Here is a 16,715-nt window from a genome sequence, read left to right as displayed (position 1 = left end):
AGGTATGACTTCAGCCCCCCGCACTCCCTCTGCCATCGACAAGGTCGCCGATGAATGGGTCGACACCATCGCGGTGCTCGCACCGACGCTCGGCACCTATATCGGACGCACGGAGGCGAATGATCGCTTCGGCGATCTGAGCCCGGAAGGGCACGATGAGATCGCCGCGGCGACGCGCACAACGCTCCAGCAGCTCGATGCCCTCGAGCCCGTCGACGCGATCGACGAGGTCACGAAGGCGGACCTCGCCTCGGAGCTGCGGCTCGACCTCGAGCTCCACGACGCCCAGTGGCACCTGCGCGACCTGAACGTGATCGCCTCAGCGGCGCAGGATGTACGTGCGGCCTTCGACCTCATGCCGACAGCGAGCGTCGACGATTGGGCGGTCATCGCGACGCGCCTCGCGGCCGTGCCCGATGCGTTGCGCGGATACACCGAGACGCTCCGCGCCGGGATCGCCGCAGGTGTGACGCCGGCACGCCGTCAGGTGACCGAGGTCGCGACACAGATCGATCGCTACACGGCTGACGACGGGTTCTTCGCCGCGTTCGTCGCCGAGGGCGGTCCTCAGGAGGGTCAGCTGCCCGCATCCCTCGCTCGCACCCTTGCGGACAACTCGGCCGCGGCGCGTGTCGCCTACGACGGCCTACGCCGTTTCCTGGCCGAGGAACTGGCACCGGCCGCGAACGAAGTCGATGCCGTGGGCCGTGAGCTCTACGCGCTCAATTCCCGTCGCTTCCTCGGCTCGACGATCGATCTCGACGAGACCTATGAGTGGGGCAGGGAAGAGCTCGCCCGCATGGTGGCGGAGCAGACCGCTATCGCGAACGAGATCCTCCCCGGCGCCACGGTCGAGGAGGCCGTCGCCCACCTCGAGGCCGACCCATCGCGCAAACTGGTGGGGACGGAGGCGCTGCAGCGCTGGATGCAGGAGACCAGCGACCGTGCGGTTACAGAACTCGGAGCCTCGCACTTCGACATCCCTGAAGCCATCCGCACGCTGGAATGCATGATCGCTCCTACGCAGGAGGGTGGGATCTACTACACCGGCCCGACAGACGACTTCTCGCGTCCAGGACGCATGTGGTGGTCCGTTCCCGAGGGCGTGACGGAGTTCGACACCTGGCGCGAGCTCACGACCGTGTACCACGAGGGTGTCCCCGGCCATCACCTGCAGATCGCGCAGGCGGTGTACAACCGCGCTGAACTCAACTCCTGGCGACGTCTGCTCGCCGGCACGTCTGGCCATGCCGAAGGCTGGGCGCTGTACGCGGAACGACTGATGCAGCAGCTCGGGTACCTCGACGACCCGGCAGACCGGCTCGGCATGCTCGACGGGCAGCGCATGCGCGCCGCACGCGTCGTGCTCGACATCGGTGTGCATCTGGGCAAGCCCCGCCTCGACGGAACAGGCGTGTGGGATGCGGAGTACGCACTCGACTTCATGCGCAAGAACGTCAACATGTCGGACCAGTTCGTGCAGTTCGAGGTCAACCGCTACCTCGGCTGGCCCGGGCAGGCACCGTCGTACAAGGTCGGTCAGCGTATCTGGGAGCAGGTTCGCGACGCGGTGCAGGACTCGCAGGGCGATGCGTTCTCGTTCAAGGACTTCCACAAGCGCGCCCTCGACCTCGGCGGCGTCGGCCTCGACACATTGCGCACGGCCCTGCTTCCGCGCTGACGGGAATGCCCGCCGGACCCCCGGTGTTCATTCACCTGAATAGGAAGGGCTGACATGGCTATCGAATTCGGGCTGGACACGTTCGGCGACATCACCCGTGACGCGGACGGGGAGCTCCTCACCGGCGCGCAGACGATCCGCAACATCGTGGCGCAGGCAGAGCTCGCGGACTCCGTGGGCGTCGACTTCTTCGGCGTGGGGGAGCACCACCGCTCCGAGTTCGCCGTCTCGGCGCCGGAGATGGTGCTCGCAGCGATCGCCGCACGCACGGAGCACATCCGATTGGGTACGGCGGTCACAGTGCTGTCCTCCGATGACCCGGTGCGCGTGTTCGAGCGCTTCTCAACCTTGGATGCCGTCTCGAACGGGCGGGCGGAGGTCGTGCTCGGTCGCGGCTCCTTCATCGAGTCGTTCCCGCTGTTCGGCTACGACCTGCGCGACTACGACGCCCTGTTCGAGCAGAAACTCGAGCTCTTCGTCGAGCTCCTCAAGGAGGAGCCGGTGACCTGGTCCGGCACGATGCGGGCGCCGCTCGACAATGCGAACGTGTTCCCGAAGACCGAGAAGGGCCTGCGCACGTGGGTCGGCGTCGGCGGAAGTCCCGAGTCAGTCGTCCGCGTGGCCCGTCACGGGCTGGGCCTGATGCTGGCGATCATCGGCGGTTCGGCGGCCCGTTTCCGCCCCTTCGTCGACCTCTACCACCGCTCGGTCGCGTCGTTCGGAACCACGGAGCATCCGATCTCGGTGCACTCGCCCGGGCACATCGCCGACACGGATGCCGAGGCATGGGACGCCGCGTACTCCGGGTTCGAGGCGATGAACAACACCATCGGCCGCGAGCGCGGGTGGCCGACCTACAGCCGCGCACGGTTCCAGAACGACATCGGCCCCGAAGGCGCGATCTATGCCGGTTCTCCGGATCGGGTCGCGGCCAAGATCGCCGAGACGATCACCACTCTGGGCCTCGGTCGCTTCGATCTGAAGTACGCGACCGGAACCCTGTCGCACGAAGCGATGATGCGCAGCATCGAGCTGTACGGCACCGAGGTGATCCCGCGCGTTCGGGCGCTGCTCGCCAAGGAGTCCTGAGCGCGCGCCACGGTCGTTCTCGTCACCCTACGATGAAGAGCATGCCCTCCGAGGATCTGCCGAGCCGTGCGTCGCTCGCAGCGCGTCTTGACGACCTGCCTTTCACCAGGCGACACCTTCGACTGCTGAGCGGTTCAGGGGTGGGCTGGGCGCTGGATGCGATGGATGTCGGTCTCATCTCCTTCATCCTGGCTGCGCTCACGCAGCAGTGGGATCTGACGAAGGGGGAGGCGGGCTGGATCGCTTCGGTGGGCTTCATCGGGATGGCGTTGGGGGCGACGCTCGGGGGCCTGCTCGCTGACCGCTTCGGCCGCCGCCAGGTGTTCGCGCTGACACTGCTCCTCTACGGCGTCGCGACCGGTGCGAGTGCGCTCGTCAGCGGAATCGCGGCCCTCCTCGTGCTGCGGTTCCTGGTCGGTCTCGGCCTCGGCGCCGAGCTGCCCGTCGCGTCGACGTATGTGAGTGAGTTCGCGCCCGCGCGCATCCGTGGTCGACTGATCGTGATCCTCGAGGCGTTCTGGGCGGTCGGCTGGACGGCTGCCGCGCTGATCGGCTTCTTCGTGATCCCGGCGTCCGACGACGGGTGGCGCTGGGCGTTCGCGCTCGGGGCGATCCCGGCGGTCTATGCGCTGATCGTGCGGTGGGGGCTTCCCGAGTCGCCGCGCTGGCTCGCCTCCCGCGGGCGCGTTGCCGAGGCCGAACGGATCGTGTCCGCCTTCGAGATCGATGCCGGTGTGCTCCGCGGGCCGGCGATCCGGAAAGAGCCGCCTTCCCGCGCCATGGCCGTGACGGTGCGGGCGCGGCTGGCGACGCTGTGGAACGCCGAGTTCCGGGTGCGGACGCTCTGCCTGTGGGCGGTCTGGCTGTGCGTGAACTTCGCGTACTACGGAGCATTCATCTGGATCCCCAGCATCCTCGTCGACGCCGGCTTCGATCTGGTGCGCTCCTTCGGGTTCACGCTGATCATCACACTTGCCCAGCTTCCCGGCTACGCGGTCGCCGCCTGGCTGATCGAAGTGTGGGGGAGGCGGTCAACGCTCTCGGTGTTCCTCGTGGGCGCCGCTGTCTCTGCGGTGTTCTTCGGCACGGCCACGACCGAGCCGTCGATCATCGGCGCCGGAATGGCCCTGTCCTTCTTCACGCTCGGTGCCTGGGGCGCTCTGTACGCCGTCACTCCGGAGATCTACCCGACGTCGTTGCGCGGAACCGGCGCCGGCTGGGCCGCAGGCATCGGTCGGATCGCCTCGATCATCGCGCCTCTCGCCGTACCGGTGCTGCTGATCGCCGGAGGAGCCCCGCTCCTCTTCGTGATCTTCGGCGCCTGCTTCCTGGTCGCTGCCGCCGCTGCCTGGGGCCTCACCGATCGTCGTGGCATGACGTTGGACGACCGGTGAGCGCCGGCTCCGAGGTCGCTGCGACGGGAATAGGCTGGTCCGATGGCTGATGTGCGCTTCGTTGCGATTGGGGACTCATTCACCGAGGGCGTCGGCGACGAGCTGCCCGACGGTCACGTACGGGGGTGGGCGGACCTCGCGGCCCAGGGATGGGCGAATGTTCGAGGGCAGAGCATCGAGTATGCCAACCTCGCCATACGCGGGAAGCTCATCTGGCCGATCATCGAACAACAGCTGGAGCCTGCCCTCGCTCTCCAGCCGACCTTTCTCGCGTTCAACGGCGGCGGAAATGACATTCTCCGACCGCGTGCCGACGTGGAGCACATCGCCGACGCGTTCAGCAGGGTTCTGCGTCGATGCGATGAGCAGGGTGTCAGGCTGATCCTTCTCTCCGGAGCGAACCCCAGCGCGCAGCTCCCGCTCGGAGACGTCTTCCAGAAGCGCGGCGACCTGCTCTCAGCGGCCGTGCTGCGTCGGGTCGATGACCGCCCCGACGTCGTGCGTGCTCTCAACTGGCCGGATCGGACGTTGAGTCAGCCCGAGTTCTGGTCGGAGGACCGCTTGCACATGAACTCGGCCGGACACCACAGAGTGGCGGCGCGCGTGCTCGAAGGTCTGGGCATGGATCCCGACCCGGCGTGGTGGTCGCCCTCGGGTCCTGCGGCCGCCGGAGTCGCCGGCCTCGCTTACTACCGGCAGTTCGTCGGACCGTGGATCAAGCGCCGACTGACAGGAACGTCATCCGGCGACGGCCGAATGCCGAAGTACCCCTCATGGACCGAGATCGCGCCCACGGTGTGACGACCGGCTGTCCAGGACCCAACGGGGAAGCGTCGAAGAACACCTCTGGCTCTTCCTGATCGCCCTCGCCACGCTCGCGGCACTCGGCGGCGGAGCCGGTTCGTCCGCGGCCCTCACTGGAGGATCTACGTTGCTAGCGTTCGTGCACCGCAGCCTGCCTGCCATCTCGCCCCCTGACCAGAGTCGCCTCTCACCGCAGGGGGAAGTCATCGGCTGCCCACATCTGCTTCTCGTCGACGGCACCATCGGGCACGCGGACGTCATACCGGGAACCCCACCAGCTCGAGCTCTTCGCCCTCGTGTTGATGAAGCCCTGTCCGTCAACCGTCGAGTACCGGATCGTGACGGAGACGCCGTCCGGGCTATGCACGTCGAGTTCTCTCGCGCCCCACTGATCGGTGGTGACGGACTCGGTGGCCCACCCCGACGACTGCAACGTCTCGGCGATGCCGGTGAAGTCCGGTTCTTCGGCGGCTTTGAACACGAACCTCGCATCGAGCGCGTAGCAGTCCGCTGCTTGCGTCACCCACGGACACGTGCCCGACACGGTGCCTGATTGCGCGCCGGTCCAGTCAGTGGCAGAAATGAGGCCGCGCACCTCAGAGAGGGCTTCCTGCATGGTCGTATACCGCTGCTGATCGAGCTCGTCGCGGGCGCTGCCGCCCCTGGCCGCCGCGACCGCCTGGGTGTCGCCGTCCGCGTCGGTCGCCGACACGCCCAGCTGCACACCGACCACACAGATCACGATCAGCGCGGCCGGAATCGCAACCGCCGCACCCCAGGCGACGATCACCCCCGCACGGCTCGGACGGCTGGGCGCTCTCCCTGCGCGTGCCCTGTTCGACAGTGCGATGGAGATGGCGACGACAGCGATCCACGCGATCGTTCCTGCGAGCATCCCACCGACCATCAGCATCAGCTCGATGGCAGATGGGAGCCTCTCCCCGGTTAATGAGTTCGCGATCGACGGCAGCGGGGAGCTGTCCGTGATGCCGGGCATCGCGGCACCCACGCAGGTCCACCCCCACCAGATGACGAACAGGAGCGGGACGGTCGTCAAGGGGGCACTTCGGTAGCCGCGCTTGCGGAGCAGGAAGCGGGGGAGTGAGCCGAGCAACGCGAACGCGGGGACGATCAGCACGGCCCCGTAGATGAGCAGCAGGCTCTCCCAGCCACCGTTGCCGGACAGCCCGTGAAGGCAGACGAACGCGGGTACGATCCAGTTCATCCACGGCCAGATCACCCACGTGAAGCGAGCGATCGGCGGCTCGACATGTGGCGAGGCGTGCGTGTGTGTCTTTGTTGCCAGCGATGGCTCGGTCATGACTGTCCTCGGGTACTCGTCCCATCCAGCACGAGCGGGACGTGGAGATGGTCGGGAGCTACAGGCATGATGCCGAGGCTATGCCGGCCGGCCGTCGGAGAGGCGTAGGCGGGCAGGCGCGCCACCCCGACCCACCCGTTCGAGGGGTCATGATCTTCGCGACGATAGGGCACGCGCATGGCCGGCGACGCAGGTCCACCCTGCCTGAAAGGCAGGGGCGTGATCGACGGATGGGTCACGCCGCTTCCAGTTCGTCGATGCGGAAGAGGCGCCAGGTCCGCGCGCCGACGAGCAGAGAGAGGAATGCGATCACGGCGGGGACGACGAGCCACGCCCACCCGCCCGACCAGCCGATACCGAAACTCTCGTCGTCGGAGAATGCGGTGACCGGAACGAAGAAGAACACGGCATCTGCGCTCATCGGCGCCGCGGAGTCCACTGCCGCCAGCATGCCACCCACGAACATGCCGAACATGATCCAGTAGGTCAACAGCGCCGCACCGGCGATCAGCGCGCCGATCGACCAGAGAGGGCGTGGTTTCCCGCCCTCGGCATAGCGTCCGGCGAGGGTTCGCGGCGATCCGAGGTCTTCCAGCACGGCGTGCAACGACCGCATGTCCGCGTCGATCTCGTCGCGCAGCGTGCGGATGATGCGTTTGCGTTCGGCTCGGGGCGCCAGCCCTTCGAGATGCCATTCGAGGCGCTGCAGATAGAGCGACGCGCGGAGTCCCGCTGATCGAGTCGCGGTTTCGGTGCGTGACATGACTACCCCTTCTCGGGCTCGAGCGTCTTGTTGACGGCTGCGGCGGTCTGCTCCCACTGCGCCCGTGCAATGGCCAGCGCGTCGACGCCGGCATCCGTGAGCGCGAAGTACTTGCGCGGTGGCCCGCTGGGTGACGGCTTCGACGTCGTCGTGACGAGTCCGTCGCGCTCCAGGCGGTTCAGCACGGGATAGACCAATCCCGTGCTCACCTCTACGCCGAGGGCCACCACTCGTTCGACCAGCTCGTAGCCGTAGGACTCGCGCTGCTGAATCAGTCGCAGCGAGAGGAGCGGCAGTACGGCGCGGATGAACTGCGCGTCCTGCCGTGCCTGTATGCGTGACATGCTAGTAGTGAAACATTAATAGTGCTGTCCGTCAATCCGTCCTCCCCGCATCGACACAGGGGAATCGGCATCGTCGAGGACGAGCGAAGATTGATGCATGTCTGAAGAAGCGTCGCCGTGACCGATATCGAGATGGCCCCTATCGGCGGAGGCGAGATCGTTTTGCATGATGCGCGCACGAAGACGCGTCGAGCCGTCACGCTCCAGCCGTTCCAGATCGGTGTCTACCCGGTGACCGAGGAGCAGCTGGCCGAGGTGCTCGGCATTGCTGCACGGCATCCGCAGCGCCCGGCCGCGGACGTGAGCTGGTTGCGCGCCGTGCACTTCTGTAACGCGGCGTCGGAATGGGAGGGGTTCGACCCCGCGTACCGGTTCGACGGCGAGGACGTCATGTGGGATGTGACTGCGGACGGCTACCGTCTGCCTACGGAGGCCGAGTGGGAGTTCGCCTGCCGGGCGGGCTCGACCGGTCCCCATTACGCCCCTCTCGCCGATGCCGCGTGGACCGGCGCCGATGGGACGGCGACTCCCCAGAACGTCGGGGGGAAGCTGCCGAATCTGAACGGGTTGTTCGACACCCTCGGCAACGTCTGGGAGTGGTGCTGGGATCTGCTCGATCCCGCCCGTTACGACGAGTACCGGGTGTTCCGTGGCGGCGGATTCGCAGACGACGCCTGGAGCGTGCGCGCCTCGGTGCGGCGTGGGGGAGCGCCCCGCATGCATCACGAGGACGTCGGTCTGCGACTGGCGCGCGGGGACTTCGACACTCCGGGGGAGGCGCAGGGATGGTCTGCTCTCGCCGACCGGGAACGGGCAGCAGCAGGGGACAGGCCCACGCCTCCAGGATGGACGCCACGCGGTCGCTGACGCTGCTCCTTTTGCCTGCGGAAGCGCAGGGATGCCAGGCTGGATGACATGACCTCTCCGTTCTCGCTCATCGTCTCTCAGGGCCGCGTGGCCGATCGCACCGAGGGAGCACTCGTCGGAGCTCGACGCACGGCAGAGGCCCTCTCGACGCTCCTGAACCTCACTCCGAGCGTCGTCGGGACGCCGTCCGCGGCGGCCACGGATGACTGGTCGGTCGCGCTGCCGGCGGCCGAGGCGACCTTGACGGGGCTGCGCGATGCGGTGCGCGGCGCGATCGACGCCGGAGACATCCCACTCCTGGCGACCAACACCTGCGCGGCGAGCCTGGGAACGCTGCCGACCGTGGCGGAGAGGCATCCGGACGCCGTCGTGCTCTGGATCGACGCGCATGGCGACTTCAACACCCCGGAATCCACGGAATCCGGTTATCTCGGCGGCATGGTGCTCGCCGCCGCCTGTGGGCTCTGGGACAGCGGGCACGGAGCCGGTCTGAACCCGCACCAGGTCATCGTGGTGGGCGGACGCGACATCGATCCGGTCGAGGGCGAACTGCTGTCGAGCGCGGGAGTCACGGTGGTGCCGCCCGCCGAGAGCACCCCTGCGCGCATCACCGAGCTCGTCGCCGGCCGCCCCGTCTGGATCCACGCGGACTGGGATGTGCTCGAGCCCGGTTACATCCCCGCGGCCTACCGCGTGGGGGCTGGGCTGCTGCCCCACCAGATCGCGGCGATCTTCGCGGCGATTCCCGCAGATGCGGTGCGGGGTGTCGAGCTCGCCGAATTCGAAGCCGGTGATGACGAGGTACCGGAGCGCGTCAGCGTCGAGCTCATCCTCGAGACCTTCCAGCACCTGCTGCGCTGAATGCGCCGATACCCGGCGGGTGTCGAAGATCTCAGCGGCGTCGCTCGGGATCGAGTCCGATGCGGATGCGGGTGCGTTTCCGCTCGATCAAGATGAAGAGCACGCCGATGATCCAGAGCGGTACGGGCATCAGGAACGCCAGTCGGAAGGCGTCGAGTGAATACGTCTCGGGCGTGCCGGCTCCCTGCAGGTCGAGTGCCAGGCCGATCAGGAAGATCGCGATCAGAGCGGCGATGAAGCCGCCGGCGTTCGTCACTCCGGTCGCGGTGCTGAGCCGGTGCGAGGGGTTGTGCGTGCGGGCGTGGTCGAAGGCGATCATCGACGCCGGTCCACCGGTCGCGAGCGCCACCGCGAGCACGTAGAGCAGCCACTGCGGCGCCGGCCCAGGGAGCGCGATCACCAGGAGCCACGCCACCATCTGCACACCGACCGCGGGGAGCACGAGCGCGAGGGAGCGCTGGTTCGGCAACCGCCGCGAGAGATCGCCGATGATCGGGCCGAGCGCCATACCGGCGACGACGTAGACCGAGATGATCCCGGCCGCGTGTGCGGTATCGAGACCCTGGGCTGCTGTGAGGAACGGCATTCCCCACAGCAGTACGAACGCGGTGCCGGCGAACGGGGTCGTGAAGTGCGACCAGAAGGCGAGGCGGGTGCCCGGATGCGCCCACGCCGCCCTGATACCGACGCCCGTGTCGATCGCCGAGGTCACGACGCGAATGACGCCCGTGTCGGTGTTCACCGTGACATCCGCGCCGCGTTCGGCGGGGTGATTGCGGATGACCAGGAAGACGAGGATCGTGAAGAGCACGCCGAGTCCGGCGATGCTGCCGAAGGTGATGCTCCAGCTGGTCGCGTGCAGCAGAGCGGCCACCGGCACCAGAGCGATCAGCTGACCGGTCTGGCCGAGGATTCCGGTGAACTGCACCATGAGTGGCCCGCGCTGCGCGGGGAACCAGGTCGCCACCAGTCGCAGCACGGCGGGGAAGATCGCCGCGTCCCCGGCGCCGAGCAGCACGCGAGCGGACACCGCGATGCCGATGCTCGGAGAGAGGGCCATGGTCAGCTGTCCTGCCGCCATCAGCAGCATGCCGACGGTCATGATAGGACGAGAGCCGAAGCGATCCAGGAGCACACCGATCGGGATCTGCATCCCTCCATACACGGCCAATTGCACGACCGCGAACAGCGCGAGCGTGGACGCATCCGCTTGGAATCGGTCAGCAGCCTCGACCCCGACGGCTCCGAGCGAGGTGCGATTGGTGATTGCGAGGACGTACGCGGCGACCCCGACCGACCAGATCACCCATGCCCGCCACCCCGGAGTCGACACGGGGGAGAGGGGGACACGCTGCACCCCTCCACGCTACTCCTGGTCATCGCGTCCGCCGTGCCGCGAGGGCATCACTCAGCGTCGCGCGGGCGCCGCGGAGCTGAGACGACGAAGGCGCCCCGCGACAGAGCGTCGCGAGGCGCCTCCTCAGTGGCGACGAGAGTCAGCCGGCGCAGAGCGTGCTGAGCGCCGTCGACGACTCCTGCACGTCGGCCATGATCGTGGTCATCTCGGATGCCGCGGCGGTGTCCTGGTCGATCAGGACCTTCGACAGCACGTCGCGCAGAGCGCCGAAGTCGTCGTAGACGTCGCCGACCGCAGCCTTGACCTCGGGGTTGCCGACGGACTCAGCGGCGGCACCGATCGCGTCGACCGTCTTGCTGAATGTGTCGACGGTGCCCTGGGGGTCGGCTGCGGCGGCCGACACGTCGAGCGACGATAGCTCCTGCGACGCGGCCTGCACCTTCGCGCCGGCCTCCGTGCACGCGTCGGCGACGCTCTGGTCGGTGTTCTGCTCAGCCGTGGAGCTGTCGCTCTTGGTCGACGAGTCATCCGAGGAGCTCGGCGAACCCGAGCAGGCCGTGAGGCCGAGCACGGCGACAGCGGCGATGGTGAATGCGGCAATACGACGGTTCATGAAAAAGTCCCCCTTCATGGGCGCTGTCGATCGACAGCGTCAGCTATACAAACGGGAGCCAGTAAATCACATCCGGGTGTCGTCATGGAGACGGCGCGCGCCGCGGGGTCGTGGCGCCCGCGTCATCGTGGGGCCGGGCCTAAAGTGGAGAAGGCATCGCGGAAGCGATGGGAACAGTCTGTCGGCGTCAGGAGCGGGTGAATGACTGTGGAGGTCGAAACCCGCCGCGCCGATCTGAATGGCCCCGACGCCGCTGTCGTGGCGGCGCTCGTGCGCGACTACCTCCTGCAGACCGAGCAGGAGAAGAGTGCTCATGGGGTCGCTGCAGGCCCCCGGAGCGCGTTTCCCGAGAACTATCGGGGCGAGGTCGACGATCCGGCGTCCGCCTACACCGGACAACGCGTCTTCCTCGCTGATGTCGACGGCCAGCCTGTGGGCGTCGTCATCGTCGGCGCCGCCGCGGGCGGCTCTGAGGTCAAACGGCTATGGGCAGAGCCGCGGGCCCGAGGCCGTGGGGTCGGGCGTGCGTTGCTGGCGGCGGCGATCGACTCGTCCGACGGGCCGCTCAGGCTCACCGTGTGGCACTGGCGCGAGTCGGTGATCAGGCTCTACGAATCGCTCGGGTTCGTGCGCGCCGATTCGTGGGATGCGCGTCGCGGTCTGGTGTGCATGGTGAGGAGCCCCGAAGCGTCCGCCTGACTGGTCCCCGAGACCGCACCACGGCGTACCGCGTGTGGGTCATCGGACGGGCTCATCGGAGGCTGTCAGGGGAGCACTTCGGATCCCGAGCGCGATCGCGAGGGTGCCCAGGAAGGCGACTCCCATGGCTGCCCCAGAGAGACTGAGGGTGGCGCCGAAGCTGGCGACCGGCGTACCGAGCGGCGCCGCAGAGAAGAGCGCGAGTCCGATCGCGTTCGTCATGGGTATCCAGATCATGACCCACACGGGCGCCCAGCGCCACGGCGAGGGGATGACGCCGGCGCGGACGATCGCGATGACGGAGACGATGGCGAGCACGAGAAGCACGCCGAAGTACGCCGCCGCGACCAGCACCCATGCGTCCTCCTCTGCGTTGAGATCGCCCGTGTCGGCCGGAATGAGGCTGAACCAGTACCCCTGCGTCAATGGAGCGACGACCAGGAGGATCGTCGAGACGCTGCCCAGGAGGCGTCGCGAGGTGATGCTCCCAGCGCGGCCGACACCGACCACGAGGAGGATGCCCGCCGCTGCGAAGAGCCAATCCTTGACAGGGGAGAGGCCGCCCCACGTTCCGCGGGCGGCGAAGCCAGCGGCCACCGACAGCAGCATCAAGACTCCGCCGGCAACCCAGGTGAGCCGCCTCTCGAGGAAGTGTCGCTGCTCGATACCCGCGTTGTCGCTCACGCGATCACGATAGCCCGACAAGCACGGTGGACGGCAGGCGTCGATGCTGGCTGCGGTGACCGGCCAGCAGGCAAGGAGGGGAGTCCGACAGCACCAATCTTCAGTGAGCTGACATAATGTGCATTATCGGCTACTTCTCGAAGAGTGGAAGTCGGCGACGTACGATCGGCACCTCGCTTCATCAGGCGTGCGCTGGTCGGTTCGGTCTGCAACCGACCGACCGCTCACGCACCGACGTACGCAGCAAGATGCTCACCTGTCAGCGTGGACTTTGCGGCGACCAGATCCGCGGGCGTTCCCTCGAAGACGACTCGTCCACCATCGTGTCCTGCACCTGGCCCGATGTCGATGATCCAGTCCGCGTGCGCCATCACCGCCTGGTGGTGCTCGATGACGATGACGGTCTTCCCGGACTCGACGAGACGATCGAGCAGGCCGAGGATCTTGTCGACATCCGCCAGATGCAGGCCGGTGGTCGGCTCATCCAGCACGTAGACATCGCCCTTCTCACCCATCTGGATCGCCAGCTTGACGCGCTGTCGCTCACCGCCGGACAAAGTCGACAACGGTTGCCCGAGTGACAGATATCCCAGGCCGACGTCATCCAGCCGCCCGAGGATCGCCATCGCGGCCGGGATCTTGGCCTCGCCCTCCGAGAAGAAGACGCGCGCTTCGGATACCGGAAGGTCGAGGACTTCGGTGATGTCCTTGCCCGCCAGCTTGTACTCCAACACGCTGGCCTGGAAGCGCTTGCCACCGCAGTCCTCGCACGGGGTCTCGATCGTATCCATGAAGCCGAGTTCGGTGATGATCACGCCCGCCCCCTTGCACGTGGGGCACGCTCCTTCGGAATTCGCGCTGAAGAGCGCCGGCTTCACGCCATTCGCTTTCGCGAATGCCTTTCGGATCGGCTCCAGGAGCCCGGTGTAGGTCGCGGGGTTGCTACGACGCGAACCCTTGATGGCGCCCTGGTCGATGGCGACGACGCCCTCGCGGCGTGTCACAGAGCCGTGGATCAATGAGCTCTTCCCCGATCCGGCGACGCCCGTGATCACGGTGAGAACGCCCACGGGGATGTCGACGTCGACGTTCTGGAGGTTGTTCTCGGCCGCGCCGCGGATTTCGATCGCTCCATCGGCCCTGCGCACGGACTCCTTCAGGACGGCACGATCCTCCAGGTGCTCGCCCGTGAGCGTACCGCTGGTCTTGAGTCCCTCGACCGATCCTTCGAAGCAGATCTGGCCACCCGCGCTTCCGGCACCCGGGCCGAGATCGACGATGTGATCGGCGATCACGATCGTCTCGGGCTTGTGCTCGACGACGAGCACCGTATTGCCTTTGTCGCGCAGCTTCAACAGCAACCCGTTCATGCGTTGAATGTCGTGCGGGTGCAGGCCGATCGTGGGCTCATCGAACACGTAGGTGATGTCGGTGAGAGAGGAACCGAGGTGTCGCAGCATCTTGATCCGCTGTGCCTCTCCCCCGGACAACGTCCCCGAAGGACGTTCCAGACTGAGATATCCGAGCCCGAGACTCACGAATGCGTCGAGATTCGCGCTCAGCGCCTCCAGCAGAGGTCCGGCGCCTGGCAGGTCCAGCCCACGAACCCACGCGGCAAGATCCGTCACCTGCATGCGGCAGGCATCGGCGATGCTGATGCCGTCGATCTTCGATGACCGCGCTCCCTCGGTGAGGCGAGTGCCGTCGCACTCCGGGCACACCGCGAACGTCGCGACGCGCTCGACGAAGGCACGGATGTGCGGCTGCAGCGCGTCGAAGTCTTTCGAGAGCATCGACTTCGTGATCTTCGGGATCAGACCCTCGTAGGTCATGTTGATCCCGGAGATCTTCACCTTCGTCACCTCTCCATAGAGAAAGAGATGACGCTGCTTCTCACTGAACTCCGAGATCGGCTTGTCACTCGGGTAGAAACCGGACTGCGAGAACCCCTTCACCATCCATCCGTCGGCGGTGTAGCCGGGCACCATGATGGCCCCGTCGTCGAGCGACTTGGAATCGTCGACGACCTGCGTGAGATCGATGTCCGAGACCGCTCCCCTCCCCTCGCAGCGCGGACACATGCCGCCGAGATAGATCGCGTCCTTGACGATCTTCTTCTCGCCGCCCGGCCCCGTCATGACACCGCTCGCGCGCTGCGTCGGAATGTTGAAGGAGAATGCCGTAGGCCCCCCGATATAGGGGGTGCCGAGCTTGCTGAACAGAATGCGCAGCATCGCGTTTGCGTCGGTGACCGTGCCGACGGTGGAACGCGGGTTGGCGCCCAGGCGCTCCTGGTTGACGATGATCGCCGTTGTGAGTCCTTCCAGAACGTCGACGTCAGGGCGAGGGACGGACGGCATGAATCCCTGTACGAACGCGCTGTAGGTCTCATCGATCATGCGCCGCGACTCGGCGGCGATCGTATCGAAGACGAGTGAGCTCTTCCCCGAACCGGAGACGCCCGTGAACACCGTCAGGCGGCGTTTGGGGATGTCGACACTGACCTCTTTGAGATTGTTCTCGCGGGCGCCTTGAACCCGGATCAGGTCGTGGCTGTCGGCGGCATGTGCGGAAGAGGACATCGCCATCCTTCGGGGTCAGGGCTGAAAGCTCAGCCGGCCTGGTTGATGCGGAGCAGGTTGCCCGCGGGGTCCCGGAATGCGCAGTCCCGCACACCATAGGGCTGGTCCATCGGTTCCTGCACGACGTCGGCACCGTGCGCGACGAGATGATCGAACAGTTCGTCGACATCATCGCTCGCCAAGGTGAGCGCGCCGTAGCTGCCCTTGGCGATCAGCTCGAGGATCGTGCGTCGCTCCTCCTCGCTGATCCCCGGATCCGTTGCCGGCGGATGCAGCACGATCGCGGTCTCCGGCTGTCCGGCGGGTCCTACGGTCAACCAGCGGAGACCGTCGTAGCCGACGTCGTTGCGCACCTCGAATCCGAGCGCGTCCCTGTAGAAGGCGAGAGCCGCATCCGCGTCGGTGTGCGGGAGGAAGGCGTAGTGGATGGTGATCTTCATGTTGCTCACGTTAGGTGCGCGTCGGTGCGCGGCGCTTCTCGTTTCCTGATCGGCCTGGTGACGTGCTTCGCCTGGAACACGGGGATCCCCTCCACGTTCGCGGCTCGTTCACGGTACACGCTGGGTGGGACACCGACGAGTTCCGTGAATCGCGTGCTGAATGTGCCGAGCGATGAGCAGCCCACCTCGAAGCACACCTCCGTGACGCTGAGGTCACCGCGCCGCAGCAGAGCCATCGCCCGCTCGATGCGCCGGGTCATCAGATACGAGTAAGGCGACTCGCCGTACGTATCGCGGAACCTGCGGCTCAGATGCCCGGCTGACATGTGCACGCCCGTGGCGAGAGCCTGCACATCGAGAGGTTTCGCGTACTCCCTGTCGATGCGGTCCCGCACTCTTCTCATCACTGCGAGCTCGCGCAGATGAGCGTCGTCGTCCGGTGTCACGAGATGATCCTGCCATGACGGCGCGTCTCGCTCCATGACCTCCGGCGACGCGCTGCGCCACTCCTCCCCCATCGGTCTTGGCCCGAGCGCTACTCTGAGTGCATCCCTCACAGGATCTTCTCAGAAAGGGGTCCCCATGTCCCAAGCAGTCAATGAAGCGAAGTCGCTGTTCACGTCCATCCGCATCACTCTCGCCGTCTCCGGTGTCATCGCACTGATCGCCGGAATCGTCCTCCTCGTGTGGCCGATCAAGTCCGCCGTGATCGTGACCGCGATCTTCGCGTCCTATCTCGTCGTCGCCGGTGTCGTGTACATCGGTCTCGGCATCTTCTCGAAGGCCAAGGGCGGGTGGGCGCGCGTCGGACACATCGTGCTGGGCCTGCTGTACATCGTCGCCGGTGTGATCGCCTTCGCGAACCTCGGTGTCGCTGCCGCCACGCTGGCGCTCGTCGTCGTGATCTTCATCGGCATCAGCTGGATCGTCGATGGTGTCGTCGCACTGACGCTCCTCGGCCAGGATGGGTCGCGTGTCTGGACGCTGCTGTACGCGATCCTGAGCATCATCGCTGGAATCATCGTGCTGTTCTCGCCGCTGATCGCAGGTCTGGCCTTCTGGCTGTTCCTGGGCATCTCGCTCATCGCGCTCGGCATCGTGCAGATCGTGCGTGCGATCACGATCGGCAAGGAGACGAAGGGCTTCGTCGCGTCCGTCCAGGACGGCGCCGCCAGCTGACACTCCCCCGCATGATGGAGTCGGCCCCGCCCTGCAG

The 16,715-nt window shown here is 66.8% G+C and carries 17 protein-coding genes; 8 read left to right on the top strand and 9 right to left on the bottom strand.

Annotated elements, in window-relative coordinates:
* The first annotated feature begins 4 nt into the window (after positions 1-4).
* Genes KZC51_RS11555 through KZC51_RS11540 form a run of 4 tightly spaced genes read left to right on the top strand, consistent with a single transcriptional unit; the run spans position 5 to position 4,965 of the window.
* Positions 5-1,681 carry a DUF885 domain-containing protein gene (locus KZC51_RS11555; protein ID WP_247630114.1) on the top strand — a complete coding sequence of 559 codons (1,677 nt, stop codon included), beginning with the start codon at positions 5-7 and terminating at the stop codon, positions 1,679-1,681.
* A 54-nt stretch (positions 1,682-1,735) separates the two neighbouring features.
* On the top strand, positions 1,736-2,770 hold the full coding sequence (locus KZC51_RS11550; RefSeq protein WP_247630113.1) for an LLM class flavin-dependent oxidoreductase: 1,035 nt from the start codon (positions 1,736-1,738) through the stop codon (positions 2,768-2,770).
* 41 nt (positions 2,771-2,811) lie between these two features.
* Positions 2,812-4,164, top strand: coding sequence for an MFS transporter (locus KZC51_RS11545; RefSeq protein WP_247630112.1), 1,353 nt, complete (start codon positions 2,812-2,814; stop codon positions 4,162-4,164).
* 42 nt (positions 4,165-4,206) lie between these two features.
* Positions 4,207-4,965, top strand: coding sequence for an SGNH/GDSL hydrolase family protein (locus tag KZC51_RS11540; RefSeq protein ID WP_247630111.1), 759 nt, complete (start codon positions 4,207-4,209; stop codon positions 4,963-4,965).
* A 190-nt stretch (positions 4,966-5,155) separates the two neighbouring features.
* Here the strand turns inward: KZC51_RS11540 and KZC51_RS11535 are convergent, their stop codons facing one another.
* The 3 genes from KZC51_RS11535 to KZC51_RS11525 form a co-directional block, all read right to left on the bottom strand.
* Positions 5,156-6,289 carry a hypothetical protein gene (locus KZC51_RS11535; protein ID WP_247630110.1) on the bottom strand — a complete coding sequence of 378 codons (1,134 nt, stop codon included), beginning with the start codon at positions 6,287-6,289 and terminating at the stop codon, positions 5,156-5,158.
* Positions 6,290-6,524: 235 nt separating this feature from the next.
* On the bottom strand, positions 6,525-7,052 hold the full coding sequence (locus KZC51_RS11530) for an HAAS signaling domain-containing protein (RefSeq protein ID WP_247630109.1): 528 nt from the start codon (positions 7,050-7,052) through the stop codon (positions 6,525-6,527).
* Between the two features lie 2 nt (positions 7,053-7,054).
* Positions 7,055-7,396 (bottom strand): PadR family transcriptional regulator, encoded by a 342-nt coding sequence (locus tag KZC51_RS11525; protein ID WP_247630108.1) that lies wholly within the window; start codon positions 7,394-7,396, stop codon positions 7,055-7,057.
* A gap of 117 nt (positions 7,397-7,513) precedes the next feature.
* Between KZC51_RS11525 and KZC51_RS11520 the strand changes: the two genes are divergently transcribed.
* Positions 7,514-8,263 (top strand): formylglycine-generating enzyme family protein, encoded by a 750-nt coding sequence (locus KZC51_RS11520; RefSeq protein ID WP_247630107.1) that lies wholly within the window; start codon positions 7,514-7,516, stop codon positions 8,261-8,263.
* Between the two features lie 48 nt (positions 8,264-8,311).
* Complete coding sequence (locus KZC51_RS11515) at positions 8,312-9,124, top strand: arginase family protein (protein WP_247630106.1); 813 nt, start codon at positions 8,312-8,314, stop codon at positions 9,122-9,124.
* Between the two features lie 31 nt (positions 9,125-9,155).
* Here the strand turns inward: KZC51_RS11515 and KZC51_RS11510 are convergent, their stop codons facing one another.
* Positions 9,156-10,481, bottom strand: coding sequence for an MFS transporter (locus tag KZC51_RS11510; RefSeq protein WP_247630105.1), 1,326 nt, complete (start codon positions 10,479-10,481; stop codon positions 9,156-9,158).
* Between the two features lie 139 nt (positions 10,482-10,620).
* Entirely contained in the window at positions 10,621-11,094 is a 474-nt protein-coding gene (locus KZC51_RS11505) for a hypothetical protein (protein WP_247630104.1), read from the bottom strand.
* 201 nt (positions 11,095-11,295) lie between these two features.
* Here KZC51_RS11505 and KZC51_RS11500 point away from each other — a divergent pair, with 201 nt between their 5' ends.
* Positions 11,296-11,793: a GNAT family N-acetyltransferase gene (locus KZC51_RS11500; RefSeq protein WP_247630103.1), complete on the top strand. Its 498-nt coding sequence runs from the start codon at positions 11,296-11,298 to the stop codon at positions 11,791-11,793.
* 39 nt (positions 11,794-11,832) lie between these two features.
* Here the strand turns inward: KZC51_RS11500 and KZC51_RS11495 are convergent, their stop codons facing one another.
* The 4 genes from KZC51_RS11495 to KZC51_RS11480 all read right to left on the bottom strand — a co-directional run bounded on the left by KZC51_RS11495 (position 11,833) and on the right by KZC51_RS11480 (position 15,981).
* Positions 11,833-12,477: a hypothetical protein gene (locus tag KZC51_RS11495; RefSeq protein WP_247630102.1), complete on the bottom strand. Its 645-nt coding sequence runs from the start codon at positions 12,475-12,477 to the stop codon at positions 11,833-11,835.
* A 224-nt stretch (positions 12,478-12,701) separates the two neighbouring features.
* Positions 12,702-15,059, bottom strand: coding sequence for an ATP-binding cassette domain-containing protein (locus KZC51_RS11490; protein ID WP_247630101.1), 2,358 nt, complete (start codon positions 15,057-15,059; stop codon positions 12,702-12,704).
* Positions 15,060-15,088: 29 nt separating this feature from the next.
* Positions 15,089-15,499: a VOC family protein gene (locus KZC51_RS11485; protein WP_247630100.1), complete on the bottom strand. Its 411-nt coding sequence runs from the start codon at positions 15,497-15,499 to the stop codon at positions 15,089-15,091.
* Between the two features lie 5 nt (positions 15,500-15,504).
* Positions 15,505-15,981 (bottom strand): helix-turn-helix transcriptional regulator, encoded by a 477-nt coding sequence (locus tag KZC51_RS11480; protein WP_247630099.1) that lies wholly within the window; start codon positions 15,979-15,981, stop codon positions 15,505-15,507.
* Between the two features lie 100 nt (positions 15,982-16,081).
* Between KZC51_RS11480 and KZC51_RS11475 the strand changes: the two genes are divergently transcribed.
* Positions 16,082-16,678: an HdeD family acid-resistance protein gene (locus KZC51_RS11475; protein WP_247630098.1), complete on the top strand. Its 597-nt coding sequence runs from the start codon at positions 16,082-16,084 to the stop codon at positions 16,676-16,678.
* The last annotated feature ends 37 nt before the right edge of the window (positions 16,679-16,715 follow it).

The organism is Microbacterium croceum (assembly GCF_023091245.1).
GTDB lineage: Bacteria > Actinomycetota > Actinomycetes > Actinomycetales > Microbacteriaceae > Microbacterium > Microbacterium croceum.
Note: the sequence above shows the minus strand (reverse complement) of the source record. Positions and strands in the feature narration are given on the sequence as shown.

Coding starts and splice junctions, on each gene's coding strand:
- KZC51_RS11555 (WP_247630114.1), top strand. CDS start 5: ATGACTTCAGCCCCCCGCACTCCCTCTGCCATCGACAAGGTCGCCGAT.
- KZC51_RS11550 (WP_247630113.1), top strand. CDS start 1,736: ATGGCTATCGAATTCGGGCTGGACACGTTCGGCGACATCACCCGTGAC.
- KZC51_RS11545 (WP_247630112.1), top strand. CDS start 2,812: ATGCCCTCCGAGGATCTGCCGAGCCGTGCGTCGCTCGCAGCGCGTCTT.
- KZC51_RS11540 (WP_247630111.1), top strand. CDS start 4,207: ATGGCTGATGTGCGCTTCGTTGCGATTGGGGACTCATTCACCGAGGGC.
- KZC51_RS11535 (WP_247630110.1), bottom strand. CDS start 6,289: ATGACCGAGCCATCGCTGGCAACAAAGACACACACGCACGCCTCGCCA.
- KZC51_RS11530 (WP_247630109.1), bottom strand. CDS start 7,052: ATGTCACGCACCGAAACCGCGACTCGATCAGCGGGACTCCGCGCGTCG.
- KZC51_RS11525 (WP_247630108.1), bottom strand. CDS start 7,396: ATGTCACGCATACAGGCACGGCAGGACGCGCAGTTCATCCGCGCCGTA.
- KZC51_RS11515 (WP_247630106.1), top strand. CDS start 8,312: ATGACCTCTCCGTTCTCGCTCATCGTCTCTCAGGGCCGCGTGGCCGAT.
- KZC51_RS11505 (WP_247630104.1), bottom strand. CDS start 11,094: ATGAACCGTCGTATTGCCGCATTCACCATCGCCGCTGTCGCCGTGCTC.
- KZC51_RS11500 (WP_247630103.1), top strand. CDS start 11,296: ATGACTGTGGAGGTCGAAACCCGCCGCGCCGATCTGAATGGCCCCGAC.
- KZC51_RS11490 (WP_247630101.1), bottom strand. CDS start 15,059: ATGTCCTCTTCCGCACATGCCGCCGACAGCCACGACCTGATCCGGGTT.
- KZC51_RS11485 (WP_247630100.1), bottom strand. CDS start 15,499: ATGAAGATCACCATCCACTACGCCTTCCTCCCGCACACCGACGCGGAT.
- KZC51_RS11480 (WP_247630099.1), bottom strand. CDS start 15,981: ATGGAGCGAGACGCGCCGTCATGGCAGGATCATCTCGTGACACCGGAC.
- KZC51_RS11475 (WP_247630098.1), top strand. CDS start 16,082: ATGTCCCAAGCAGTCAATGAAGCGAAGTCGCTGTTCACGTCCATCCGC.